The sequence below is a fragment of the Actinotalea lenta genome, assembly GCF_030586465.1.
Taxonomy (GTDB): Bacteria; Actinomycetota; Actinomycetes; order Actinomycetales; family Cellulomonadaceae; genus Actinotalea; species Actinotalea lenta.
Map to the genome: position 1 here is coordinate 2,865,167 of NZ_JAUQYP010000001.1, position 24,542 is coordinate 2,889,708.

Annotated in this window: 21 protein-coding genes; 7 read left to right on the forward strand and 14 right to left on the reverse strand. The window is 73.4% G+C overall.

The window, feature by feature from the left end; translation table 11 throughout:
• The first annotated feature begins 8 nt into the window (after positions 1–8).
• From glgX to glgB, 5 genes are all read left to right on the forward strand, one after another.
• Positions 9–2,255, forward strand: coding sequence for a glycogen debranching protein GlgX (gene glgX, locus Q6348_RS13695; RefSeq protein WP_304601832.1), 2,247 nt, complete (start codon positions 9–11; stop codon positions 2,253–2,255).
• 249 nt (positions 2,256–2,504) lie between these two features.
• Positions 2,505–4,484, forward strand: a complete 1,980-nt coding sequence (locus Q6348_RS13700; RefSeq protein ID WP_350339671.1) for an alpha-1,4-glucan--maltose-1-phosphate maltosyltransferase — start codon at positions 2,505–2,507, stop codon at positions 4,482–4,484.
• Entirely contained in the window at positions 4,481–6,289 is a 1,809-nt protein-coding gene (gene treS, locus Q6348_RS13705; RefSeq protein WP_434062057.1) for a maltose alpha-D-glucosyltransferase, read from the forward strand. The genes Q6348_RS13700 and treS overlap by 4 nt, the downstream gene beginning before the upstream one ends.
• Positions 6,286–7,599 carry a maltokinase N-terminal cap-like domain-containing protein gene (locus tag Q6348_RS13710; protein ID WP_304601834.1) on the forward strand — a complete coding sequence of 438 codons (1,314 nt, stop codon included), beginning with the start codon at positions 6,286–6,288 and terminating at the stop codon, positions 7,597–7,599. The genes treS and Q6348_RS13710 overlap by 4 nt, the downstream gene beginning before the upstream one ends.
• Positions 7,600–7,638: 39 nt before the next feature.
• Complete coding sequence (gene glgB, locus Q6348_RS13715; protein ID WP_304601835.1) at positions 7,639–9,837, forward strand: 1,4-alpha-glucan branching protein GlgB; 2,199 nt, start codon at positions 7,639–7,641, stop codon at positions 9,835–9,837.
• Positions 9,838–9,894: 57 nt separating this feature from the next.
• Here glgB and Q6348_RS13720 read toward each other — a convergent pair whose 3' ends face one another.
• Genes Q6348_RS13720 through Q6348_RS13730 form a run of 3 tightly spaced genes read right to left on the reverse strand, consistent with a single transcriptional unit; the run spans position 9,895 to position 13,505 of the window.
• Positions 9,895–10,815 carry a tetratricopeptide repeat protein gene (locus Q6348_RS13720; protein ID WP_304601836.1) on the reverse strand — a complete coding sequence of 307 codons (921 nt, stop codon included), beginning with the start codon at positions 10,813–10,815 and terminating at the stop codon, positions 9,895–9,897.
• A 30-nt stretch (positions 10,816–10,845) separates the two neighbouring features.
• Positions 10,846–11,874: a DUF8094 domain-containing protein gene (locus tag Q6348_RS13725; protein ID WP_304601837.1), complete on the reverse strand. Its 1,029-nt coding sequence runs from the start codon at positions 11,872–11,874 to the stop codon at positions 10,846–10,848.
• Positions 11,871–13,505, reverse strand: a complete 1,635-nt coding sequence (locus Q6348_RS13730; protein ID WP_304601838.1) for a hypothetical protein — start codon at positions 13,503–13,505, stop codon at positions 11,871–11,873. Before Q6348_RS13730 ends, Q6348_RS13725 begins: the two co-directional genes overlap by 4 nt.
• A gap of 169 nt (positions 13,506–13,674) precedes the next feature.
• On the opposite strand from Q6348_RS13730, the gene Q6348_RS13735 reads away from it, so the two are divergent.
• Both Q6348_RS13735 and Q6348_RS13740 read left to right on the forward strand, forming a co-directional pair.
• Entirely contained in the window at positions 13,675–15,822 is a 2,148-nt protein-coding gene (locus Q6348_RS13735) for a coiled-coil domain-containing protein (protein WP_304601839.1), read from the forward strand.
• Positions 15,809–16,237 (forward strand): hypothetical protein, encoded by a 429-nt coding sequence (locus tag Q6348_RS13740; protein ID WP_304601840.1) that lies wholly within the window; start codon positions 15,809–15,811, stop codon positions 16,235–16,237. The genes Q6348_RS13735 and Q6348_RS13740 overlap by 14 nt, the downstream gene beginning before the upstream one ends.
• Before the next feature lie 37 nt (positions 16,238–16,274).
• On the opposite strand, the gene Q6348_RS13745 is transcribed toward Q6348_RS13740, so the two are convergent.
• The 11 genes from Q6348_RS13745 to atpD all read right to left on the reverse strand — a co-directional run bounded on the left by Q6348_RS13745 (position 16,275) and on the right by atpD (position 24,541).
• Positions 16,275–16,661 carry a nuclear transport factor 2 family protein gene (locus Q6348_RS13745; RefSeq protein ID WP_304601841.1) on the reverse strand — a complete coding sequence of 129 codons (387 nt, stop codon included), beginning with the start codon at positions 16,659–16,661 and terminating at the stop codon, positions 16,275–16,277.
• On the reverse strand, positions 16,654–17,475 hold the full coding sequence (locus Q6348_RS13750) for an alpha/beta fold hydrolase (RefSeq protein ID WP_304601842.1): 822 nt from the start codon (positions 17,473–17,475) through the stop codon (positions 16,654–16,656). Before Q6348_RS13750 ends, Q6348_RS13745 begins: the two co-directional genes overlap by 8 nt.
• Positions 17,472–18,272 carry an alpha/beta hydrolase gene (locus Q6348_RS13755; protein WP_304601843.1) on the reverse strand — a complete coding sequence of 267 codons (801 nt, stop codon included), beginning with the start codon at positions 18,270–18,272 and terminating at the stop codon, positions 17,472–17,474. The genes Q6348_RS13750 and Q6348_RS13755 overlap by 4 nt, the downstream gene beginning before the upstream one ends.
• Positions 18,273–18,306: 34 nt before the next feature.
• Positions 18,307–19,110: an HAD family hydrolase gene (locus Q6348_RS13760; RefSeq protein WP_304601844.1), complete on the reverse strand. Its 804-nt coding sequence runs from the start codon at positions 19,108–19,110 to the stop codon at positions 18,307–18,309.
• Positions 19,111–19,120: 10 nt separating this feature from the next.
• Entirely contained in the window at positions 19,121–19,414 is a 294-nt protein-coding gene (locus Q6348_RS13765) for an Rv1322 family protein (protein ID WP_350339672.1), read from the reverse strand.
• 60 nt (positions 19,415–19,474) lie between these two features.
• A complete protein-coding gene (locus tag Q6348_RS13770) occupies positions 19,475–20,890 on the reverse strand; it encodes a GH1 family beta-glucosidase (RefSeq protein WP_304601846.1) in 1,416 nt (471 codons plus the stop codon).
• A 65-nt stretch (positions 20,891–20,955) separates the two neighbouring features.
• A complete protein-coding gene (gene pdxH, locus Q6348_RS13775) occupies positions 20,956–21,627 on the reverse strand; it encodes a pyridoxamine 5'-phosphate oxidase (RefSeq protein ID WP_304601847.1) in 672 nt (223 codons plus the stop codon).
• A gap of 41 nt (positions 21,628–21,668) precedes the next feature.
• Entirely contained in the window at positions 21,669–22,364 is a 696-nt protein-coding gene (nucS, locus tag Q6348_RS13780) for an endonuclease NucS (protein ID WP_304601848.1), read from the reverse strand.
• On the reverse strand, positions 22,365–22,784 hold the full coding sequence (locus Q6348_RS13785; RefSeq protein ID WP_304601849.1) for a DUF2550 family protein: 420 nt from the start codon (positions 22,782–22,784) through the stop codon (positions 22,365–22,367).
• A 3-nt stretch (positions 22,785–22,787) separates the two neighbouring features.
• Positions 22,788–23,063: a F0F1 ATP synthase subunit epsilon gene (locus tag Q6348_RS13790; protein ID WP_304601850.1), complete on the reverse strand. Its 276-nt coding sequence runs from the start codon at positions 23,061–23,063 to the stop codon at positions 22,788–22,790.
• On the reverse strand, positions 23,063–24,541 hold the full coding sequence (gene atpD / locus Q6348_RS13795; RefSeq protein WP_304601851.1) for a F0F1 ATP synthase subunit beta: 1,479 nt from the start codon (positions 24,539–24,541) through the stop codon (positions 23,063–23,065). Before atpD ends, Q6348_RS13790 begins: the two co-directional genes overlap by 1 nt.
• Between the last annotated feature and the right edge of the window lies 1 nt (position 24,542).

The window sequence follows — 24,542 nt, forward strand, 5'->3', positions numbered from 1 at the left end:
GGTGCACCATGCGGCACGACGACACGGGCTACGGCAACCTGCGGCGCCTGGGCGTGCACCCCGTCGGCGACGGCATCGACGTGGCGGTGCTCGCCTCGCACGCGGACGCCGTCGAGCTGTGCCTGCTCGACCCCGATCCGCACGCCGCGGACGGCTGGGCCGAGCGGCGCGTGCCGCTGTCCGGGCCTACCTACGGCGTGTGGCACGCACACGTGCCCGGGGTCGGTCCCGGGCAGCGCTACGGGTTCCGCGCGCACGGCCGCTGGGACCCCGCGGCAGGGCTGCGGTACAACCCCGCGAAGCTGCTGGTGGACCCCTATGGGCGGGGCCTGGACGGGCTCGAGCGGCTCAGCGCGCCACGGTCCGAACGCTACGGGCACCTGGTGGACGACGGTCACCAGCCGGCCGACGGTCTGCGCACCAGGGACGACACCGACTCGCGTGCGGTGGTGCCGCACTCGGTCGTGGTGGCGGACCCGGGCGTGGCGCCGGACACCCGGCCACGGGTCCCCATGAGCCACACCGTGGTGTACGAGGCTCACGTCCGCGGCCTGACCCGCCGCATGACGACGCTGCCCGCCGAGCTGCGGGGTACCTATGCGGGTCTCGGCCACCCCGCGACCGTCGCGCACCTGACCGGGCTCGGGGTCACCACGCTCGAACTCCTGCCGATCCAGGCCATCGCGACCGAGCCGTGGCTCGTGCGCGAGGGCCGCGGCAACTACTGGGGCTACAACACGCTGGGGTACTTCGCCCCGCACCCGTCCTACGCGACGCAGGCCGCGCAGGACGCCGGACCCGACGCGGTGCTGTCCGAGGTCCGCGACGCGGTCCAGGCGCTGCACGCCGCGGGCATCGAGGTGGTCCTCGACGTGGTCTACAACCACACGTGCGAGGGAGGCACGGACGGGCCGCACCTGTCCTGGCGCGGCCTGGATCCGACCGTGTACTACCTGCACGACGGGTCGACCCCGGCCCGGTTCGCCGACATCACGGGGTGCGGCAACAGCCTGGACTTCCGCAGGCCCAGGGTCGTCCAGCTCACCCTGGACTCGCTGCGCTGGTGGGCGGAGCGCGTAGGCGTGGACGGGTTCCGATTCGACCTGATGGTCACGCTGGGGCGGGACGCGGACGGCTTCACCCCGAACCACCCCTTCCTCACCGCGCTGCAGACCGACCCGGTGCTGTGCGACCGCAAGATGATCGCCGAGCCGTGGGACCTGGGCCCGGGCGGCTGGCGCACCGGTGGGTTCCCCGCACCCCACTCGGAGTGGAACGACCGGTTCCGCAACGCCGTGCGGTCCTTCTGGCTGGCCGACCCCGCCGCGGCCGCGCACGGCAGGCCCGGGCACGGGGTGCGCGACCTCGCGACCCGACTGGCCGGCTCCGCCGACCTGTTCGGCCACTCCGACCCACCCCTGCTGCGCGGGGTGGTCGCTTCGGTCAACTACGTCACGGCCCACGACGGGTTCACCATGGCCGACCTGGTCGCCTACGAGCACAAGCACAACCTGGCCAACGGTGAGCAGAACCGCGACGGCACGGACGACAACCGGTCCTGGAACCACGGCATCGAAGGACCGGTCGCGGAGCAGGGACCGGGCCTGGAGATCCTGCCGTTGCGCCGGCGATCCATCCGCAACCTGCTGGGCACGCTCCTGCTGTCGGCCGGGGTCCCCATGCTGACCGCCGGGGACGAGCTGGGCCGGACCCAGCACGGCAACAACAACGCCTACAACCAGGACACCGAGATCTCCTGGCTGGACTGGGAGCTCAGCCCGTGGCGGCAGAACCTGCTGGCCACCACGCGCCACCTCATCAGGCTCCGGCGCGAGCTGCCGGCCCTGACCACGGCTGCCTTCTACCGCGGCCGCCCGTTCGACGGGTGCCCGGACGACCGGCCCGACCTGCTGTGGCGCACCGCCGAGGGTGCCGCGGTGCTGACCGAGCACTGGCAGGACCCGGCCACCCGCACCCTGCAGATGATCCGCACCGCGTGCGACGGCTCGGCGGTCCTGCTGGTGGTCAACGGCGCGCTCGACCCGGTGCCCGTCACGCTGGCCGACGGGGCGGCCGGGGACTGGACCCTGGAGTGGGAGTCGGGCGCCGAGCACCCCGACGAGCTGGACGGCGACCCGCAGGTCGTGCCGCCGGGCACGGTGGTGGAGACCGACGCGCTGTCCCTGCGGCTCTACTCGGCCCGCGCCGGTGGTGCCCCGGACGCCCAGGTGTCCGAACCTGGCGACCCTCGGTAGGTTCGAGGCGTGAGTCCGTCGCCTGATCGCAGCGCTCCCACGCCAGACGCGCCCCGTGGCGCCCGTGCCGCGCGGGGCCCGAACCCGCGCGCCGGCCGGCGCAGGACCGAGCCGGCCACTGCGGCCGACCGCGCGCCACGACGCGTCGTCGAGGACGCGGCCGCCGCGCCGGAACCCACCACCGCGTCGCTGCCCGGCACCGCGGGCCCTGCCCGAAGCGCCCCGGTGCCCGCCGGCGGCCGATCGTCGGTGGGCCGCATCCCGGTCGTCGACGTGCAACCCGTGCTCGAAGGGGGCCGGTGGCCGGCCAAGGCGGTGGTCGGCGAGGCCGTGGAGGTGACGGCCACCGTCTTCCGGGAGGGTCACGACGCGGTCGCCGCGAGCGCGGTCCTGCTCACGCCGGACGGCTCGGTGCACACCTCGGTCCGGATGGACGTGGTCAACCGTGGTCTGGACACCTTCCGGGCGGACCTCGTGCCGGATGCCACCGGACGATGGAGCTTCCGGGTCGAGGGCTGGTCCGACCCGTACGGCACGTGGGCGCACGACGCCGCGATCAAGGTCGAGGCTGGTATCGACGTCGAGCTGATGCTGGCCGAAGGAGCCGCACTGCTGGACCGGGCGGCGGGCCGCGACGGCCTGCCCGCCGACGTCGCCGCGGCGCTCGCCGCGGGCGCCGCCGGCCTGCGCGACACCGAGAGGTCGCCCGGCGAGCGTCTCGCCGCCGGCCTGGCGGACACGGTCGTGGCCGCCCTGGACGCGCAACCGCTGCGCGAGATGGTGACCGCATCGCCGGACCACCCGCTCGAGGTCCAGCGTCCCCTTGCCCTCGCCGGTTCGTGGTACGAGATGTTCCCGCGCTCGGAGGGCGCCTCCTACGACGCCGCCACCCGCACGTGGCGGTCCGGCACGCTGCGCACCGCGGCGGCGCGACTCCCGGCGATCGCCCAGATGGGCTTCGACGTGGTCTACCTCACCCCCGTGCACCCGATCGGCACGACGTACCGCAAGGGTCGCAACAACTCCCTCACCCCCGCCCCGGGGGACCCGGGGTCGCCGTACGCGATCGGTTCGCACGAGGGCGGCCACGACGCCATCCACCCGGACCTGGGCACGTTCGACGACTTCGACGCCTTCGTCGCCCGAGCGCGCGAGCTGGGCATGGAGGTCGCCCTCGACCTGGCCCTGCAGTGCTCGCCGGACCACCCCTGGGTGACCGAGCACCCGGAGTGGTTCACCACGCGCCTGGACGGGACCATCGCCTACGCCGAGAACCCGCCCAAGAAGTACCAGGACATCTACCCGCTGAACTTCGACAACGACCCGGCCGGCATCTACGCCGAGGTGCGCCGGGTGCTCCAGGTCTGGATCGACCACGGCGTCACCGCGTTCCGGGTAGACAACCCGCACACCAAGCCGCTGGAGTTCTGGGAGTGGCTGATCGCCGACGTCAACGCGGCGCACCCCGACGTCATCTTCCTGGCCGAGGCGTTCACCCGCCCCGCGATGATGCACACGCTGGCCAAGGTCGGCTTCCACCAGTCGTACACGTACTTCACGTGGCGCACCACGGCCGAGGAGATCGGGGAGTACCTCGAGGAGGTCTCCGGCTCCCCGGCCGCATACATGCGGCCGAGCTTCTGGCCCACCACGCACGACATCCTGACGCCCTACATGCAGCAGGGCGGCCCACCCGCCTTCGCGATCCGGGCGATCCTCGCGGCCACGGGGTCGCCCACCTGGGGCATCTACTCGGGGTACGAGCTCGTCGAGAACGTCCCCCGGCCGGGCGTCGAGGAGCAGATCGACAACGAGAAGTACGAGTACAAGCCGCGCAACTGGTTCGCTGCGCGGCAGACCGGCATCGGCGACCTGCTGACCCGCCTCAACGCGATCCGGCGCGAGCACCCCGCTCTGCAGCGCCTGCGGGGTCTGACCGTCCACCCGGTCACGGACGACGCCACGCTGTGCTTCTCGCGCCGGGTGACCGCCGCGCAGTCCCCCACGGGCAGGGCCGACACGGTGATCGTCGTGCTCAACACCGACCCGCACCACACCCGCGAAGGCGTCGTGGACCTCGACCTCACGGCCCTCGGCGCGCCGCAGGACGGCACCGTGACGGTGCGCGATCTGCTGTCCGGGGACAGCTACACCTGGGACGCGCACCCGTTCGTCCGGCTCGACCCGTGGACCCGCTGCGCTCACGTGCTGGCCGTGGAGCCGTCATGAGCGAGACACCACCTCCGGCCCCGGTCGACACCGGGACCCCCCGTCCCACCGAGCAGGAGAGCCCACGCGCCATGCCGACCCCGGCCCGGGTTGACCCGACCGGTGCGCTGCCGCCCCGGGCGCACCCGACCAGCGCCCTGCCCGCCCAGACGACCCCGGGGCTGCCCGACGACCCCGACTGGTACCGCACGGCCGTGTTCTACGAGGTCATGCTGCGGTCCTTCGCGGACTCCACCGGCGAGGGGTCGGGCGACCTGCGCGGGCTGATCGGCCGGCTGGACTACCTGCAGTGGCTCGGCGTGGACTGCCTGTGGCTGCCGCCCTTCTACCCGTCGCCGTTGCGCGACGGCGGGTACGACATCTCCGACTACACCGCGATCGCCTCGCAGTACGGCTCCCTGGGCGACTTCGCCGAGCTCATCGAGGCCGCACACGCGCGCGGCATGCGCATCGTCATCGACATGGTGATGAACCACACGTCGGACGCCCACCCGTGGTTCCAGGCCTCCCGCGCGGACCCCGACGGTCCGTACGGCGACTTCTACGTGTGGAGCGACGACAACGAGAAGTACTCCGGCGCGCGGATCATCTTCGTGGACACCGAGGCGTCGAACTGGACGTTCGACCCGGTGCGTCGGCAGTACTACTGGCACCGGTTCTTCTCCCACCAGCCGGACCTGAACTTCGAGAACCCGTACGTGCGCGAGGCGATGAAGGACGTCGCGCGGTTCTGGCTGCGGATGGGCATCGACGGTTTCCGGCTCGACGCCGTCCCCTACCTGTTCGAGGAGGAGGGGACCAACTGCGAGAACCTCCCCCGCACGCACGCCTACCTGGCGGAGATGCGTGCGATGGTCGACGAGGAGTTCCCCGGGCGCATCCTGCTGGCCGAGGCCAACCAGTGGCCGGGTGACGTCGTGGAGTACTACGGGACCGACGACGCCCCGGAGTGCCACATGTGCTTCCACTTCCCGGTGATGCCGCGGATCTTCTACGCGATCAAGGACCAGAAGGCGACGGCGATCGTCGACATCCTCGCCGACACGCCGCTCGTGCCGGCCGGTGGACAGTGGGGCACCTTCCTGCGCAACCACGACGAGCTCACCCTCGAGATGGTGTCCACCGAGGAGCGCGCGGCGATGTACGGGTGGTACGCGCCCGACCCCCGGATGCGCGCCAACATCGGGATCCGGCGCCGGCTCGCCCCGCTGCTGGACAACTCGCGCGCCGAGATCGAGCTCGCGCACGCGCTGCTGCTGTCCCTGCCCGGCAGCCCCTGCCTGTACTACGGGGACGAGATCGGGATGGGCGACAACATCTGGCTGCCCGACCGGGACGCCGTGCGCACGCCCATGCAGTGGACCCCGGACCGCAACGCGGGGTTCTCGGTCACGTCGGACCCAGGACGGCTGTACCTGCCCGTGGTCCAGTCGCTCGTGCACACCTACGCGGCGATCAACGTGGAGTCCCAGCTCGCCCAGAACACGTCGTTGCTGCACTGGGTGCACGGCATGCTGGCGATCCGCCGCCAGCACCCGGTGTTCGGCACCGGCGACTACCTGCCGGTGACCGTCGACACCGACGCCGTCCTGGCGTTCTGCCGCACGGACGCCACCGAGACGGTGCTGTGCGTGGCGAACCTGGCCGCGACCCCCCGGGCGGCCGCGCTCACCCTTCCCGACCACGCGGGCGCGGAGCTCGTCGACGTGTTCGGCGGCGCGTCGTTCGGTCACCTCGACGCGGAGGGGACAGTCCGCGTCACGCTCGGCTCGCGCGACTTCTTCTGGCTCCAGGTGACGTCATGACGGCTCCGCTCGACCAGCTGCTCACAGCCTGGATGCCCCAGCAACGGTGGTACCCGGCCAAGGGCCGGGGCGTCGGGGTGCGCCTGCTCGCCACGCGGGACCTGCCCTCCGACGAGGCCGGCGTGCGGGTCACCGTGCACGTGGTCGGGCTGGACTCGGGTGACCGCTTCGACGTGGTCCAGGTGCCCCTGACCTATCGCACCGACTCGCCGGCCGACGATGCCGCGGTGCTGGGCGAGGTCCTCGACCCCGACGGGGAGCACGCCTGGGCCTCCGACGGGCCGCACGACCCGGCATTCGTGGCGGCCCTGCTGCGTGACATGGAACGGCCCGCCTCCCGGCCGGCTCCCCGACCCGTGCGCTCCCGCGTGCTGCGCGGCGAGCAGTCCAACACCAGCGTGATCGTCGAGACCGACCACGACCCGGTGATCGTCAAGGTGTTCCGCAGCCTGCACCCCGGCCAGAACCCGGACGTGGAGGTGCTGCGCGCCCTCGACGGCTCCGAGCAGGTCCCGGGACTCGTGGGCTGGTCGTCGGGCCGGTGGCCGGACCGGCACGGCGCCGAGACGTCGGGACACCTGGCGGTGGCCACGGAGTTCGTCGCCGACGGGCGCGACGCCTGGCGGGAGGCGGCCGAAGCGGTGGCCGCCGGGGACGACTTCACCGAGCGGGCGCACAGCCTCGGGCTGGCCACCGCGACCCTGCACGGAGCGCTCGCGACGGCGTTCGGGACCACTCCCGCGGACGACGCGACGCGGGCCCGACTCCGCGACGCGCTACGAGACCGCGTCGCTTGGGCCCTGTCCTCGACCGACGCGTTGACCCGGTTCCGCGACGCCCTGACGCGGCGGGCCGACGACCTCCGCGTCGAGCGGATCCCCGCGCTGCAGCGGGTGCACGGTGACTACCACCTGGGTCAGGTGCTGCACTCGCCGACGCGCGGCTGGGTGATCCTGGACTTCGAGGGCGAGCCGTTGCGACCGCTGGCCGAACGGACCCGACCCGACCTCGCGTTGCGGGACGTGGCCGGCATGCTGCGCTCCTTCGACTACGCGGCAGGGCAGGTGCGGGTCGAGTCACCCGACCGGGGTGCCGCAGCGGACGCCTGGGCGGGCCGGGCGCGCGACGCCTTCTGCCGGGGCTACGCGGCAGGGTCCGGCCACGACCCCCGCGAGGACGCCGAGCTGCTCGCGGCCCTCGAGCTGGACAAGGCGCTGTACGAGGTCGTCTACGAGGCCGGCAACCGTCCTGCCTGGATCGACGTCCCGTTGTCCGCGGTCGAGCGGTTGGTCGGCGCGGCCTCGGGCTGACTCGCTGCGTACCCGCCCGCACCGTGGCAGGGTGAGGTCATGACGACACCGACTCCTCCGTCCGGACCGGCGCCCCGCGGCGTGTTCACCGAGGAGCTGGCGGCGATCGCCGCCGGCGTCCACCAGGACCCTCACCGGGTCCTGGGTCCTCACCTCGACGAGCAGGTCGTGACCGTCCGCACGCTGCGTCCGATGGCGGACGCCGTCGCCGTGCTCACCCCCGAGGGCACCGTGCCGGCGCGCCACGAGCACGAAGGCGTGTGGGTCGCCGCCTTCGAGGCCGACGAGGTACCCGACTACCGGCTGGCGATCACCTACGGCGACGTCACGTATACCGTGGACGACCCCTACCGCTTCTTCCCGACGCTCGGCGAGATGGACCTGCACCTGGTCAAGGAGGGCCGCCACGAGGAGCTCTGGACGGTGCTCGGCGCGAACGTGCGCCGCTACTCCGGCCCGATGGGCGACGTCGAGGGCACCGCCTTCGCCGTGTGGGCACCCAACGCACGCGCCGTGCGGGTGGTCGGCGACTTCAACCACTGGCAGGGCGCCACGCACGCGATGCGCGAGCTGGGTGACACCGGGGTGTGGGACCTGTTCGTCCCGGGGGTGACGAGCGGCGCCACCTACAAGTACGAGATCCTCGCCCAGGACGGATCCTGGCGGCAGAAGGCCGACCCGCTGGCGAAGGCCGCGGAGGTGCCGCCCGCCACCGCGTCCGTCGTCGTCGAGTCCCGGTACACGTGGGGCGACGAGGCGTGGCTCGAGCGCCGCGCCACGACGGACCCGCACAGCGGACCGATGAGCGTCTACGAGGTGCACCTGGGCTCGTGGCGGCCCGGGCTCGGCTACCGCGAGCTCGCCGACCAGCTCGTCGAGCACGTCGTCGAGATGGGCTTCACGCACGTGGAGTTCCTGCCCGTCGCCGAGCACCCGTTCGGCGGCTCCTGGGGCTACCAGGTCAGCTCCTACTACGCGCCCACGTCACGGTTCGGCTCACCGGACGACTTCCGGCTGCTGGTCGACCGCCTCCACCAGGCCGGCGTCGGCGTGATCGTGGACTGGGTCCCGGCGCACTTCCCCAAGGACGAGTGGGCGCTGGGCCGGTTCGACGGCACGCCGCTGTACGAGCACCCCGACCCACTGCTCGGTGAGCACCCGGACTGGGGCACCTTCGTCTTCGACTTCGGACGCAACGAGGTGCGCAACTTCCTGGTCGCCAACGCCACCTACTGGCTCGAGGAGTTCCACGTCGACGGCCTCCGGGTCGACGCGGTCGCCTCGATGCTCTACCTCGACTACTCGCGCAGCCACGGCCAGTGGCGGCCCAACGTGCACGGGGGCCGGGAGAACCTGGACGCGATCGCGTTCATCCAGGAGGCCAACGCGACCGCCTACCGCCGGACGCCCGGGATCCTCATGATCGCCGAGGAGTCCACCGCGTGGCCGGGGGTCACCACGCCGACCAGCGGTGGCGGCCTGGGCTACGGGCTGAAGTGGAACATGGGCTGGATGAACGACACCTTGCGCTACCTGGCCGAGGAGCCGATCAACCGCAGGTACCACCACAACGAGATCACGTTCTCGCTGGTGTACGCGTTCTCCGAGCAGTTCGTCCTCCCGCTGTCGCACGACGAGGTCGTGCACGGCAAGGGCTCGCTCATGCACAAGATGCCCGGCGAGCACCTCCAGCAGGCGGCCGGGCTGCGCAGCCTGCTCGCCTACCAGTGGACCCATCCGGGCAAGCAGCTGCTGTTCATGGGCTCCGAGTTCGGGCAGACGGCGGAGTGGAGCGAGGCCCGCGGGCTGGACTGGCACCTGCTCGAGCACGCCACCCACCAGGGCATCGCGCGGCTGGTGGTCGACCTCAACCGGCTCTACCGGTCCGAACCGGCGCTGTGGGCACAGGACTTCGACCCGGCCGGCTTCGAGTGGATCGACTCCCAGGACGCCGGGCACAACGTGCTCAGCTACATCCGCCGGGACGGCACCGGGCGCAGCGTCGTCGTCGCGGTGAACTTCGCGGGTTCGAGCCATGAGACCTACCGCCTCGGCCTGCCGTCGGGCGGCGTGTGGCGCGAGGCGATCAACACCGACGCCGACGTGTACGGCGGGTGGGGCGTGGGCAACCTGGGCCGCGTGGAGGCGCAGTCCCAGCCGCTGCACGCCCAGGGCTTCTCCGCGAGCGTGCGGCTGCCGGCACTGGGCGCGATCATCCTGGTGCCCGAGGACCAGTAGCGCGGGCGGCCTCGCGCCGCCCGCGCGGGCCGGGCTCGGCGCCGTCCGTCGGTTCCGTCAGTAGAGCGCGCTGGCGAGCTCCCGCCGGGTCCGGGCGACCCGGGGGTCGGCGTCGCCCACCACGGCGAACAGCCCGACGAGCCGCTCCCTGACCCGTTCGCGGTCAGCTCCGACGGTCCGGCGCACGGCCGCGAGCAGCCGGGCGAACGCGTCGTCCACCCGGTCCGACGCCAGCTCGAGGTCCGCCATGTCGAGCTGGGCGTCCAGGTCCGTGGGGTCGGCGGCCCGGGTGGCGACGGTCGACGGGTCCAGCGCCTCGACCCGCCGCAGCAGCTCGACCTGCCCCAAGCCCGCCGTCGCCTGGTCGTCACGCGGGTTGGCCGCCAGGGCCCTGCGGTAGGCGTCCGCCGCGCGGGCGAGGTCACCGGCCTCGATGGCGTCGTACGCCTCTTGGTGCAGGGGTGGCAGAGGCGGCTCCTCGGGCTCGGGCTCGGCGTCCTCAGCGCCGGGGACCCGGCCCGTGATCTGGTTCGCCTCCGCAACCTCGAGCAGCCGGTCGAGCAGCGCCTTGATGTCCTCGCGGGCCGCCGGTCCCTGGAACAGCGGGACTGGCTGCCCGCGCAGCACGCCGAGCACGGTGGGGACGGCCTCGGCACCGACGGCCTGGGCGAGCTGCGGGTTGGCGTCGGCGTCGAGCCGTGCCACCAGCAGACGCCCGTCCAGCTCGCCGGCCAGCGCCACCAGGTCGGCGGCGACCTGCGTGCTGGCCTCGCTCCAGGCGGCCCACAGCACGAGCACGACGGGGACCTGAGCGGACTGCTGGACGACGGCGCCGAACGTGGCTTCGTCGGTGACGTCCACGACGGGACCACCCGCGGGGGGCGGCGGCCCACCCGCGGGGGCTGTGCGGCCGAGCCCGGACAGGTCGACGGCGCCGTGCAGGTCGATCCGGGGCTGGCGGTCAGGGGGCTGGGTCATGGATGGGTCCTCCAGGACGACGTTGGACGGTCAGGAGCCGGTGACTTCGACCGGCACGTGCTCGGCACCGAGCACCGTGATCGGCTTCTCGGACCCGGCCGGCGGGACCGAGAAGGCCACGGTGCTGAGCCAGTGGATGGTGAGCTCCTTGGAGACGGTGTTCGCGCCCAGGAGGGCGGCCGTCGCATCGGCGATGGTCAGGGTGGAGTCCACGAGGGTCAGCGTGGTGACCGTCGACACGGAGCCGACCACGATCGCGCCGCCGTCCGCCGTCGCCAGGGCCCAGGGGCCGCCGTCGCCCGCGGTGTAGGTCTCGGTCACCGACCCCTGGCCGATCGCCTGCTTCCAGGCGTCGCGCTGCTGGGTGATCCGGGTGCGCAACGGGCCGGTCGTGAACTGCGACGCGTACTTGGAGCCGTCGCCGTTCGTCAGGACGTCGACGTACCGCGCCAGGACGTCCTTCGGGGCGACCGCTGCGGCCGCGTCGTCGGCGGCGATCGGGCGGCTGCCGACGTCGGGGGTCGCCGTCGGGGGCATCTTCACACCCCCGTACAGCCGCGCCCAGGACCACAGGTGGTACTGGTCGCGGGGGGTCGTCTGCACGAGCGTGAGGAGCAGAGGGGCCTGCAGGTCCTTCGGTGGGTCGGTGACGACCATGAGAACGCGCGGCCAGGCGTCGGTCGCCGGCTCGATCACGGTCTGTGACCCGGCGGGGATGGACGTGATCGCACCGGCACCGCCCTGGGTGGCCAGCACGTACTGCGCGCGCCGCATCGCCGCCGCCGGGCCCGAGAGCCGGTTCTGCAGGTCGGCGTCGATGCTGTCCAGGCTGTCGGGCACCTCACCGTCGGCGGCCGAGATCGCCGCGAGCGCCGCGGCGTCGGCGGCGGAGACCACCGTGGTGACGTCCGACAGCACACGGTCGACCTGGTCCGGACCGAGCGCGGGCAGCGGGTCGGCCGGCGAGGCCTGCGGCGACGGCTGCGGGAGTGGTTGGCCGCACCCTGCCAGCAGCAGAGCGCCGAGCAGGAGCGCGGCGGCGCGCGCGCGACGCGTCATCGTCCCTCCTCCTCGCTGGAGTCGTCCCACTCGGGTTCGGCCTCGGCTCCCCGGTCGACCACGGGCGGCAGGCCCCAGGCCCGGCGCCAGGCGTCTGCTGACGGCCCGGAGGCCTCCGGAGGCGTCGGCAGGACCATGGGGCTCTCCGCCTCCGGCTCGGGCGCCCACGCAGGGGCCTCCTCGGGTCGATCGCCGCGACGCCGCCTGCGCAGGAGGCGTCGGCCCCACCCTGGGCGCTCGGCGGCCTCGGGCGCAGAGTCGCCGGGTGCGGTCGTCCCGTCCGGTGCGGTCGTCCCTTCGGGTGCGGTCGTCCCGTCCGGTGCGGTCGTCCCGTCCGGTGCGGTCGTCCCCGCTCGAGAGGCGTCGACGACCCGGCCGAGCCGCATGTCCGTCGGCGGCTCAGACCAGGCGGGCATCACGGGGTGGTCCTGCGCGGTCGGCGGGGGCTGCGTGCGCAGGTCCCGGCGCCGAACCTGGCCCACCGGCACCGCCCCCGGCGCTGCGGGCTCGCCACGTTCCGGCGCGGAGACCGGTGGGGCCTGGTCGGCGGACGGGCCCGTCGCGTCCGGCTGGGCGGCACGCTCGCGTTCCTCGCGTTCCCGCATCTCGCGCAGCGCACGGCGGGTGAGGGGGGCCTGCGGCGGACCGGCCACCCTCGGCGGGGTCGTCGTGGGCCCGGCGACGGACGCCACGACCCGTGGTTGCGTGCTGCCCGCCTGCTCGCCCGCCCGGACGCCCTCGGCCGGTGCCGCCACGCTCCATCGCGCCGGCGTCGCGGCGCGCCCCGTCGGGGCGCCGTCCCCAGCGTCCGGCGCCGGGACCACCGGGATGCCCTGCGAGTGGCGACCGCCGCGCCTGGCACGCGGCTGTTCCGGGCGGCGGGTGACCCGCGCCACCAGCGCGACCGCAGCCGTGTCGCGGGTGCGGACCAGCAGGACGATCCACCACGCCAGGCCGGCCACGAACAGTGCGCCGCCCACGATCAGCCCGGGGCGCAGCCACGGCGTCGTGACGGCCTGCGGCCAGGACAGGGTCAGTCGCACCGGACCGCCGTCCGGCGCCGCAGCGAGCAGGCTCCAGCGTCCGTCCTGCCGCTGCCACGAGAAGGTCGCGGTGTCCGTCCCGGTGACCTGCTGCACCCACAGGTCGGATCCGGCGGGGTCGGCGACGCCCCCCGCGTCGGAGGGCGATGCGGATGCCGATGCCGTCGGGGACCCCGACGAGCTCGTGGACGGTGCGGCGGACCCGCTCGCGGAGGGTGCGGCGGACGCGCTCGCGGACCCGGAAGGCTCGGGCGTCGCACGTCCCGGCACGCCCGGGCCGACCGTGGTGGCGAGTGTCGACCGGTTGCGCAGCCCGGTGACGTGCGTGGCGGTGTCGGAGCCCACCCAGGCAGCCACGTCGTCGGCGCGACCGAGCGCGATCACCACCTTGCCGTCGGCACGTGCGGTGACCTGCACCTCGTCGGCCGCCATACCCAGCACGCCCGGGTCTGTGACGATGTAGGGCTCACCGGACGCGGAGGCCACGAGCTGGTCGTCGGCACGCCAGACGGTGGCCGACGCGACCCCGAGACCTGCCGCGGCCGCACCCAGCAGGCACAGCAGCGACGCCATAACGCGAGGCAGCACGGACGGGACCCTTTCGACGTGACATCCCAGGATAGGCGAGCCGCGCTCACCGCGCGTGCTCGTCGACGGGCTGGGGCCGCACCGCCGAGCCGGATAGGCTGACCCGGGACCGCGCCGCGGCCCGCCATCACGCGTGTCTGCGCGACGTCACCGCTCCCTGGAGGTACTGGTGTCCGACGAGCGAGGGATCTTCCCGGTCGTCCTGCGAGGCTACGACCGCACGCAGGTGGATCAGCGCCTGGGCGACCTCGAGCAGCAGCTGCACGAGGCTCGCGCCCAGGTCGAGCAGCTCGACACGCGAGCGATGCAGATCGCCGGCGAGCTGTCCGAGGCGCACCGACAGTTGCGCGAGGCCGAACGCCCCACCTACTCCGGCCTCGGCTCCCGGATCGAGCAGCTGCTGCGATCGGCGGAGGAGCAGTCGTCCGATGTCCTCGCCCAGGCCAACGCCCAGGCGGCCGACGCCATGGCGCGGGCAAAGCTCGCCTCGGGCCAGCTGCGGGCGCGGGCCGAGAACGAGGTCGCGGAGATGATCGCGACCGCCCGGCGCGAAGCCGAGGAGCTGCGGAGCACGGCGCAGGCCGAGTCGGAGTCCACCCTCACCTCCGCCCAGCGCCGCGCCGAGGAGCTCGTCGGCTCCGCCGAGCGCGAGGCGGCACGCATCTCCAGCGCCATCACGACCGAGGAGGCCGAGCGGCGCAGCACCCTGGAGCGGGAGCTGGGCACGCAGCGCGCGACCGTCGAGCGCGAGACCACCGAGCTGCGGGTCAGCACCGAGCAGTACGCCGCCGAGCTCCGCGCCACCGCGGAGCGCGAGACCACCGCGCTGCGCGAGGAGACCGAGCAGTACGCCGCCGAGCTGCGCGCCACCGCGGACGCCGAGACCACGACGCTGCGCCAGCGCACCGAGGCGGAGGCAGCGGCGCTGCGCACCGAGGCCGAGCAGTACGCGGCCCAGCTGCGGGCCACGGCGGACCGCGAGGTCGCGACGCTGCGCGAGACGGCGGAGTCCGACGCCGCGACGCTCAAGGCCAGGGCGACGGAGGAGGTCGACGCCATGCGCGCCACCGCCGAGCGGGACGCCCGGGCCGTGCGCCAGGCCGCCGAGCAGGAGGCCACCGCCCTGCGCGCCGAGGCGGACCAGTACGCGGGCTATGTGCGCGCCACGGCGGACCGGGAGGTCGCCGAGCTGCGGTCCACGGTCGCCGAGGAGGCGACCAGTGCTCGCGCCGAGCTCGCCGAGGAGCTCGCCACCCTGCGCGCCGAGGCCGAGGACTACGCGAGCGTCCTTCGGGCGACCGCGGACCGGGAGACCACCGAGCTGCGCGAGACCACCGAACGCGAGACGAGCCGGCTGCGCACCACGACGGGCCGGGAGACCACCGAGCTGCGCGAGACGGCCGCGCGGGAGACCACCGAGCTGCGCGAGACGGCCGCGCGGGAGACCACCGAGCTGCGCGAGACGACCCGGCTGGAGGTCGAGCGGCAGCTCGCCGAGGCCAAGCGCACCGCGAGCGAGATCCTGGCAGCCGCCACCACCGAGGCTGAGACCCAGCGCTCGAGCGCGGCCAGGGCCTTGGCCGAGGCCGAGGTGGAGATCGCCAACCGGCGCGAGCAGGCCGAGCGTGCCGATGCGGAGCGCCACGATGCCGCGCGAGCGGCGACCGAGAAGATGGTCGCGGACGCCGAGGCCCACGCAGCGGACGCCGAGCAGCGGGTGGCGCACGCTCTCGAGCAGGCCGAGAAGATCCGCAAGGACGCCGACGCCCATGCCAAGGAGCTGCTGTCCAACGCGCGGCGCAACGCGGACCGGGTCGTCAGCGAGGCCCGTGAGCACGCCGAGACGACGCTGTCGGACGCGATGACCGAGGCGGAGCGGGAGCGGACCACCGCGCAGCGCCAGGTCGAGGACCTCAACCGGCAGCGCGAGGCGATCACGTCGTACCTGGATGAGCTGCGCACCCTGCTCGGTCACGAGCCGGTGCCCCAGGTGATCCTGGCCAAGGCCGAGGAGGCGCAGGCTCGCTTCGCGGCTGAGGGGACCCCCGGCGCGTCGGACCAGGGCGCAGGTGACGCCGCCGACGAAGCCGCGGCCGGCGACGAGGCGAGCGACACCGCCGAGCCGGGCGCCGCCGAGGAGCCGGAGGCCGAGGCTCCCGGAGACGACGAGCCCACCCGCGACGAGGACGCCGGAGACGACACCACCCGCGAGGAGACCACCGAGGACGAGGACGCCGACCAGCCGCCCACGGACGGGGCCGACGCCGACGAGTCCGACGAGCGGGCGCAGGACCAGCGTGCCGGTGCCGGGCACTGACCCCGACCGCGAGTCGTGGCGGGCCGAACGGGCCGAGGCCGCGGCCGCGCATGCGCAGGCTCTGGAGCGGCGGCGTGCGAAGGAGACCGAGCAGGCGCGCGGCCTGATCGCACAGTTCCTGGCCGAGGCCCGTCGACGGGATCTGGCGCCCGTCCCGCTCCGAGCCCGCTCACCCGACGGCAAGCGGCACTACCGCACGGGCCTGGAGGGCTGGTACCTGCGTCGCAACCAGACCGTGGGCCTGGCCACGGACGGTGGCTTCTACCTGCTCACCACGCCGGCCGGTCCGTTGGCGCTGCTGCGCGGCGTCCGGCTCGAACCGTCGGACCCGCCGATGGTGCTCGGCGCAGGCGCTCGGGACGGCGAGTCCATCGACCTGGCCGAGGCGCTCGCGCGCGTGCTGGAGGAGCACTGACCGGCGCGCACCGACCGGCGGCACCACCGTCCGCCCCTCAGCGTTGCCAGGTGCCGTCCCAGTCGCCCAGTGGACCCGTCGTGGCGTAGTCGCGCAGATACGTGATGCGGTCCTCACGCACGTGCGCCACCGATCGGCCCTCAACCGTGGCCTCCACCCCCTGCCAGGTGACCTGGAGCACCCACTGGGCAGTCACCACCCCGTCACCCTCGGTCTCCTCGGTGACCGCCAGGTCGTGCACGACGCCCCCGGCCGAGACCCAGGCACTCATCCACTCGGCGACCGCGGCGGGACCGCGCAGCACGGTGCCGTGCGAGTCCACCACCACGCAGCCGTCGTCCAGCACCTCGCAGGCCCCGTCGATGTCCTGGCGGTGCCAGGACTCCAGGTACGCGCGCAGCGGGTTCACCGGTCCCTCAACCACCCGAGCGTCGCAGCAGCGTGCCGAGCGCGACGGCGACCGGCTCGGGGTTCTCGATCGGCGTCATGTGCCCGGCAGCCGGGACCACGACGAGGTCGGCGTCCGGTAACACCTCGGCCATCGCGCGAGCGGCGTCGGGCGGGGTGAGCTCGTCCTCGGCGCCCACCACCACGAGCGCAGGGCGGTGCACCCTGCCGAGCACGGCGGTCCGGTCCGCCCGAACCGCCATGGCGCGCTGCGCCCAGGCCACCCCGCGCGGCCCCTGGTCGGTGATCCAGGCCTCCAGGTGCTCGACCAGGTCCGGGCGGGTCACGCGGGACGTCGCCCCGAGCAGCGTCGTCCGCATCCCGAGCACGGCGTCGACGGAGTCGTCGGCCAGCACGGCGTCGGCGACCCGCAGGCGGTTCTCCCGTGCGGCGTCCGGGTCCGCAGTGGACTTGGTGTCGAGCAGCCCCAGCCCGGCGACGAGGGCGGGGTGCCGCTCGACCACGGCCATCGCGACGTAGCCGCCCATCGACAGCCCGGCGATGACGGCGCGCTGCACGCCCGCGGCATGCAGCGTCGCCGCGACGGCGTCGGCCATCACCTCGATCGAGGGCCCCTGCTCCCCGAGCGCCTCGGCCACGTCCTCGCCCACGGGCGAGCGACCGAAGCCCGGCAGGTCGGGTGCGAGCACGGTCGGGTCCCCGGCCATCAGGTCGGTGGTGTCCGACCACATGCGGTGGTCCAGCGGGAAGCCGTGCAGGAGCACGAGCGGCAGGGCTCCCGGGCGTCCGCGGCGGACGGTGTGCAGGGCGAGCATGCCGTCGGTGGTCATCGGTCCTCCTGGCTCGTCGGCGCAGCGACCGGCACCTCGTCGGTCGGATCCGGCGTCTGCGCGGTCTGCACCGGGCCGCGCCACGTGGTCGGCAGCGGGCCGTGGCCCGGCAGCACGTGCGAGACGATCTCGTCCAGCACCCGACGCACGGCCGGCTCCCCGACCCACAGGTGCTTCGCGCCGTCCACCCCGATCACCTCGGCCTGGTGGACGCGGGCGAACCTGCGACGCGCCTGCTCCGGTTGCAGGTAGTCGTCGTGCTCCGGGACAAGGGCCACCAGGGGACGCCCGAAGGCATCCCAGCGGTCCAGGTCGGCGTCGGTGGCCCGGGCCAGCGGCGGCGACAGCAGGATCGCCCCCTGGACCGACGGGTCGGCCCCGTGCATGAGCGCGAGCTCCGTCCCGAACGACCAGCCCACGAGCCAGGGCGCGGGCAGGTCGTGGAAGTCGGCGTACTCGATCGCGGCAGCGACGTCGTACTGCTCGGCACGCCCGCCGTCGAACTCCCCCTCGCTCCTGCCCCGGGGGCTCGACGTGCCGCGGGTGTTGAACCGCAGGACGGCGAGCCCGGCCAGCGCCGGCAACCGCCACGCCGCCTTGCGCAGCACGTGCGAGTCCATGAACCCGCCGTGCGTGGGCAGGGGGTGCAGCATGACGAGCGTGGCCACCGGCGAGCGGTCCACGGGGACCGCCAGCTCGCCCACGAGCGTGAGCCCGTCGGCGGTGTGCAGCTCGATGTCGGTGCGGCGCGCCGGGAGCACGCTCAGTGCGCGGATCGGGTGGGCGGTGGTGGTCATCAGTTCGAGCCTAGTCGCGCAGGGCTCGTGACGATCACCCGTGCCCGCCCGGCCGTGCCAGGAGGGTCTCCAGCTCCTGCGCCACACCGTCCTCGTCCGGCGCAGCACACACCGCGTCCGCTGCGGCGACCACCCGGGGATGGGCGCCGGCGACGGCCACGCCCCGCCCTGCCCAGCCGAGCATCTCCAGGTCGTTGGGCATGTCCCCGAACGCCCAGACGTCCTCGGGGGGCACCCCCAGCGAGGCCGCCCACCGCGCGAGGCCGGCCGCCTTGGTCACACCCGCTGCCGCGATCTCGACGAGCCCCACGGCACCCGAGTCGTGCACCTGGGCCCGGTCGCCCACGATCGCGCGCACCTGCGCCGCGAACGCGGCGGGCTCCAGCCCGTCGCACCGTCCCAACAACTTCCCGGCACTGCCGTCCAGCAGGTCCTCGACGCGTGCACCGCGGCGCAGGTGATCGGTCTGCCACCCTTCGAAGCCGTGCTCGGCCAGCATGCCGCGAGGCGTCTCCACCGCGAACGACGGGGCCGGCAGAGCGGCTCGCAGGCCGGCCACCACGTCGCGGACCACCCGGTCCGGCAGCGCGTGCAGCTCCAGCGGGCCACCGCTGGCCACGTCCACCACCAGGGCCCCGTTCAGGCAGATCGCCGTGGCGTGGCCCAGCGGCCGCACGGGCCCGAGCCAGCGCGGGGGGCGGGCCGTGACGGCGATCACCTGGACCCCGGCCTCGGGCAGGGCTCGCAGGACGCGCACGGTGCGCTCGGACAGCGTGCCGTCGCTGCGCAGCAGGGTGCCGTCCAGGTCGGTCGCGACCAGCCGGGGACGCCGGGTCATCGCGGGCCCGTCATCGCCGGTCCGCGCGGTGCGCCCAGCACGAGCGGTGCCAGTGCCGACGCAGCTCGAGGGCGGCGTCGGCACCCAGGAGCGCGTCGGACTGCCATGCCACCACGTGCGGCGTCCCGGTCCGGATCTCCTGCCGGCAGCCCGGGCACAGGTAGCTCTTGGTGGTCGAGGTGACCGATCGCACCGTCCACGTGCCATCGGGACCCTGCTCGGACCGCGTGCCGCCACGGGCGCGCTCGACGTCCAGCTCCGGGTGCGGGGCGCCCCAGGGGCGCTTGCCGGACCTACGAGCCATGCTCCCCATTGTGGCGCACGGTCCCCTCAGGCAGTCCCCCCGCCGCGCGAGCTGGGTGGGTCAGCGGCGGCCGGCGGCCGGCGGCAGCTGGCCGGTCGTGACCAGCTGTCGGTACCACGCGGCGGAGTCCTTCCAGATCCGCGCCTGGGTGTCGTAGTCGATCCGCACGATGCCGAACCGCTTGTGGTACCCGTGGGCCCACTCGAAGTTGTCCATGAGCGACCAGAGCAGGTAGCCGCGCACGTCGGCGCCCGCGTCCATCGCCAGCCCCACGGCCTCGATGTGGTCGTGCAGGTATGCCACTCGGCGCGGGTCGTGCACCGCACCGTCTGCGCTGACGACGTCGTCGAAGGCGGCACCGTTCTCGGTGATCATCAGCGGCACGTCCGGGTAGGTCCGAGCCAGCCCGACGAGCAGCTCGGTCATCCCGGACGGGTCGATGTTCCACCCCATCGCGGTGTGCGGGCCGGGCAGGGGCAAGAACTCGACGTCGTCGGCGCCGACCCACGGCGAGTACGCGGACGCGCCGTGCCCGTCCGCCCTGGACCGCGGGGCACCGGGCTGCGCGTGCCGCACGCGCTGCGTCGAGTAGTAGTTGACCCCGAGCACGTCGAGGCCGGTGTGCGTGATCTCCAGGTCGCCGTCCCGCACGAAGCCCCAGTCGGTGACCGCGGCGGTGTCCTCGAGCAGGTCGGCGGGGTACCGGCCCTCCAGGACCGGGCCGAGGAAGGACCGGTTCGCGACGGCATCGATCTGTCGCACCGCGTCGCGGTCCTCGGCGCTGTCGCTGTCCGGCCGCACGACGTGCAGGTTCAGCGTCAGCGAGAGGGCGCCCCGCTCCCCCAGCGTCTCCCGCACCACGCGGCCGGCCAGGCCGTGCCCCAGGTTGAGGTGGTGCACCGCTGCCAGCGCGGCCGCCGGCTCGGTGCGCCCCGGAGCGTGCACCCCGGAGCCGTAGCCGAGGAACGCCGAGCACCACGGCTCGTTGAGGGTCGTCCACCGCCGCACCCGGTCACCCAGGGCGTCGACGACGATCTCCGCGTAGTCCCCGAACCGCTGCGCGGTGTCTCGCGCGGGCCAGCCGCCCGCATCCTCGAGGGGTTGTGGCAGGTCCCAGTGGTACATCGTGACGATCGGTTCGATGCCGGCGGCGAGCAGCTCGTCGACCAGGCGCGAGTAGAAGTCGAGCCCGCGGCGCTCCACGGCCCCCGCACCCGTCGGCTGGATGCGTGGCCACGCCAGCGAGAAGCGGTATGCCCCCAGCCCGAGCTCCCGCATCATCGCCACGTCGGCCGGCATCCGGTGGTAGTGGTCGGCAGCGACCGCACCGGTGTGCCCGTCGACAACCTTGCCCGGCGTGGCCGAGAAGGTGTCCCAGATCGACGGTCCCCGGCCGTCCTCCCTCGTGGCACCCTCGATCTGGTAGGAGGCCGTTGCGGCTCCCCACAGGAAATCGGCGCCGAACTGCCTGCTCATCCACGTACCTCCGCCGTCGTGACCGTCGGCCGCAACCCTACGGCCCGCACACCGGCGCCGCCGACTCAGGGTGAGAGGCGCTCGACCACCCAGCCGCCCTGCTCCTTGCGGTACCGCACCCGGTCGTGCAGGCGGTCCCGTCTGCCCTGCCACAGCTCGACCACGAGCGGTTGGATCCGGTAACCGGCCCAGTGATCCGGCACGGGCACCTCGGCGCCGAACCTGGCGTCGGCCTCGGCGTACGCCCGCTCCAGCGTCGCCCGGTCCGGGACCGGGCTCGACTGCACGCTGGCCCACGCCGCAACCTGGTTCCCGCGCGGCCTCGCGGCGAAGTACTCCACGACCTCTGCACGGTCGACCTCGGTGACCGGTCCACGGACGATCACCTGACGGTCCATGCCGTGCCACGGGAAGACCGCCGCGGCGCTCGGGCGCGCCGCGAGCTGGCGTGCCTTGGCCGAGCGGCGCTGCGTGTAGAACGTCAGACCCCGCTCGTCCAGGCCCTTGAGCAGCACGGTCCGCGCCGCGGGCTCACCCGCCTCGTCCACGGTGGCCAGCACCATCGCGTTCGGCTCCACCAGGCCGGCGCGCTCCGCGTCCTCCAGCCACCGGCGCAGCTGCTCGACCGGGTCCGGGTCGACCTCGTGCTCATCGAGCGTGCCGAGGGCGTACGACCGCCGCATCGCGGCGAGCCGGTCGACGGGTCGCGGGCCGGGCAGCGCAGAGAGGTCGTCCACGCCCCGAGCCTGCCACCGGCCCCGTGACCTGTCCTGCGCGGTCAGAACAACCGGGAGTCCGGGTCGTCGGCTCCGCGCATCGCGTCGTAGTCGAGCACCAGGCACCCGATGCCGCGGTCGTTCGCCAGCACCCGGGCCTGCGGCTTGATCTCCTGCGCGGCGAATACCCCACGCACCGGTGCCAGGAGCGGGTCGCGCCCGAGCAGCTCGAGGTACCGCGTGAGCTGCTCGACCCCGTCGATGTCGCCGCGCCGCTTGACCTCGACGGCCACCGTCCCGCCGTCCGGGTGGCGTGCCAGGAGGTCGACCGGGCCGATCGCCGTGGGGTACTCGCGGCGTACCAGCACATGGCCCGGCCCCAGCAGGTGCACCTGCTCGGCGAGCAGCCGCTGCAGGTGTGCCTCGACGCCGTCCTTGACCAGACCTGGATCGACGCCGAGCTCATGGCTCGAGTCGTGCAGCACTTCGTGCAGCTCGACGACCAGCCGGTCGTCGGACTTCGCGTGCTGGACCACCCAGACCTGGTCGACCCCACGTCCGGCCGCGTCGTCGTCCGGCGCGGTGACCACGAGCGAGCACGGTGGGCTCATCCAGTTCAGGGGCTTGTACGACCCACCGTCGGAGTGCAGCAGGACGCTCCCGTCGGCCTTGACCACCAGGAGGCGGGTGGCCAGGGGCAGGTGCGCGGACAGCCGCCCGGTGTAGTGCGCGGAGCAGCGCGCGACGACCAGCCGCACTCAGAAGGCCCGGGAACGTCGGGGCCGCGCCTCGAGCCATGAGACGAGGCCGGCGTAGGCGGGAGAGGTCATGGTCAGCAAGAACTCCTCGGACTCGTGCCGACAGTGCACCTGCACCATCGGACGACCACGGTCGTCGGTCTCGGGCACCTCGTGCCGCTCGATGATCTCGAGGCGGTCGCGGGACCAGCTGCGCGACGGACGGCGAGCCAGGGACACGAGGCGCCACCAGTCGAGCCGACCGGTGCCGTACGCCGCCATCCCCGAGGTGCGGACCAGGGGCAGGGCGGGATCCGGCGCCCAGCGGCAGCCGAACGAGCCGACCCGGTGGGTCAGGGCGCGTTGGCGGACGATCAGAGCCGCAAGCAGGAGGAGGGCGACGAGCAGGACGCCCAGTCCGACGAGCAGCTCCACTTCCACCCGCTACCTCCGCGAGCCCCCGAGGACCTCGGCGGAGTCCACCACCACGGTCACCTGGTCGTCGTCGACGGAGATGAAGCCTGCGTCGACCTTCGCCTCCAGCACGGAGCGGTCCAGCCCGAAGATCCGCACCGTCCCGGGCTTCAGCACGGCGAGCAGCGGCTGATGTCCGACGAGGATGCCCACCTCGCCCTCCGCTGCGGGCGCACTGACCTGCGTCGCGTCGCCGGACCACACGGTCCGGTCCCTCGCGACGAGCTCGACCTCGAGGTTGGCCACTAGTCGAGCTCCTTGCGGATGCGGTCCCAGTTCTTCTCGAGGTCCTCCAGGCCGCCGATGTTGAAGAAGGCCTGCTCGGCGATGTGGTCGAACTCGCCGTCGGCGATCTTGCTGAACGCCTCGATCGTCTCCGACAGCGGGACGGTCGAGCCGGGCACGCCCGTGAACTGGGTGGCCATGTAGGTGTTCTGCGACAGGAACTGCTGGATGCGTCGCGCGCGCGAGACGACGATCTTGTCCTCCTCGGACAGCTCGTCGACGCCGAGGATCGCGATGATGTCCTGCAGCTCCTTGTTGCGCTGCAGGATCTGCTTGACGCGGACCGCGGTCTCGTAGTGGTCGTGACCGACGTAGCGGGGGTCCAGGATCCGCGACGTCGAGGTCAGGGGGTCCACCGCCGGGTACAGGCCGCGCGAGGCGATGTCGCGCGACAGCTCGGTGGTGGCGTCCAGGTGTGCGAACGTCGTGGCCGGCGCCGGGTCGGTGTAGTCGTCGGCGGGGACGTAGATCGCCTGCATGGAGGTGATCGAGTGGCCGCGGGTCGACGTGATCCGCTCCTGCAGCTGACCCATCTCGTCCGCGAGGTTGGGCTGGTAGCCCACCGCTGAGGGCATCCGGCCGAGCAGCGTGGAGACCTCCTGGCCCGCCTGCGTGAACCGGAAGATGTTGTCGATGAACAGCAGCACGTCCTGACGCTGCACGTCGCGGAAGTACTCCGCCATCGTCAGGCCGGACAGCGCGACGCGCAGACGGGTGCCCGGCGGCTCGTCCATCTGGCCGAAGACCAACGCCGTCTGCTTGATGACGCCCGACTCGGTCATCTCCTGGATGAGGTCGTTGCCCTCACGGGTCCGTTCGCCGACCCCGGCGAACACCGACACACCGTTGTGGTTGTTGGCGACGCGGTAGATCATCTCCTGGATCAGCACGGTCTTGCCCACACCGGCGCCACCGAACAGGCCGATCTTCCCGCCCTGCACGTACGGGGTCAGCAGGTCGATCACCTTGATGCCCGTCTCGAACATCTCGGTCTTGGACTCGAGCTGGTCGAAGGCAGGCGGGTTGCGGTGGATCGGCCACCGCTCGGTGACCTCGAGCTTCTCGCCCTCCGTGAGGTTGAGCGCCTCGCCGGTGACGTCGAACACGTGGCCCTTGGTGACGTCGCCCACCGGCACGCTGATCGGGGCGCCCGTGTCGGTCACGACGGCACCGCGCACCAACCCGTCGGTCGGCTTGAGGGCGATCGCCCGGACCATCGAGTCGCCCAGGTGCTGGGCCACCTCGAGGGTCAGGCTGAACGAGTTCTCGTCCTCGCCCTGGTTGGACAGGTCGATGTCGACGGTCAGCGCGTTGTAGATCTCGGGGATGGCGTCCGCCGGGAACTCGACGTCGACGACCGGGCCCGTCACCCGCGCGACGCGGCCGGTGACCGGGGCCGAGGCCTCGTCGGCACGCTCGGCGGTGGTGGTCGCTGTCATG

Bases quoted from the DNA above. Each gene is read 5' to 3' on its own strand.
- Q6348_RS13725 (WP_304601837.1), bottom strand. From the start codon at position 11,874: ATGACGCGTCGCGCGCGCGCCGCCGCGCTCCTGCTCGGCGCTCTGCTG.
- glgX (WP_304601832.1), top strand. From the start codon at position 9: ATGCGGCACGACGACACGGGCTACGGCAACCTGCGGCGCCTGGGCGTG.
- Q6348_RS13760 (WP_304601844.1), bottom strand. From the start codon at position 19,110: ATGACCCGGCGTCCCCGGCTGGTCGCGACCGACCTGGACGGCACCCTG.
- atpD (WP_304601851.1), bottom strand. From the start codon at position 24,541: ATGACAGCGACCACCACCGCCGAGCGTGCCGACGAGGCCTCGGCCCCG.
- Q6348_RS13755 (WP_304601843.1), bottom strand. From the start codon at position 18,272: ATGACCACCACCGCCCACCCGATCCGCGCACTGAGCGTGCTCCCGGCG.
- Q6348_RS13720 (WP_304601836.1), bottom strand. From the start codon at position 10,815: ATGACCCAGCCCCCTGACCGCCAGCCCCGGATCGACCTGCACGGCGCC.
- Q6348_RS13710 (WP_304601834.1), top strand. From the start codon at position 6,286: ATGACGGCTCCGCTCGACCAGCTGCTCACAGCCTGGATGCCCCAGCAA.
- glgB (WP_304601835.1), top strand. From the start codon at position 7,639: ATGACGACACCGACTCCTCCGTCCGGACCGGCGCCCCGCGGCGTGTTC.
- Q6348_RS13765 (WP_350339672.1), bottom strand. From the start codon at position 19,414: ATGGCTCGTAGGTCCGGCAAGCGCCCCTGGGGCGCCCCGCACCCGGAG.
- Q6348_RS13750 (WP_304601842.1), bottom strand. From the start codon at position 17,475: ATGACCACCGACGGCATGCTCGCCCTGCACACCGTCCGCCGCGGACGC.
- Q6348_RS13770 (WP_304601846.1), bottom strand. From the start codon at position 20,890: ATGAGCAGGCAGTTCGGCGCCGATTTCCTGTGGGGAGCCGCAACGGCC.
- treS (WP_434062057.1), top strand. From the start codon at position 4,481: ATGAGCGAGACACCACCTCCGGCCCCGGTCGACACCGGGACCCCCCGT.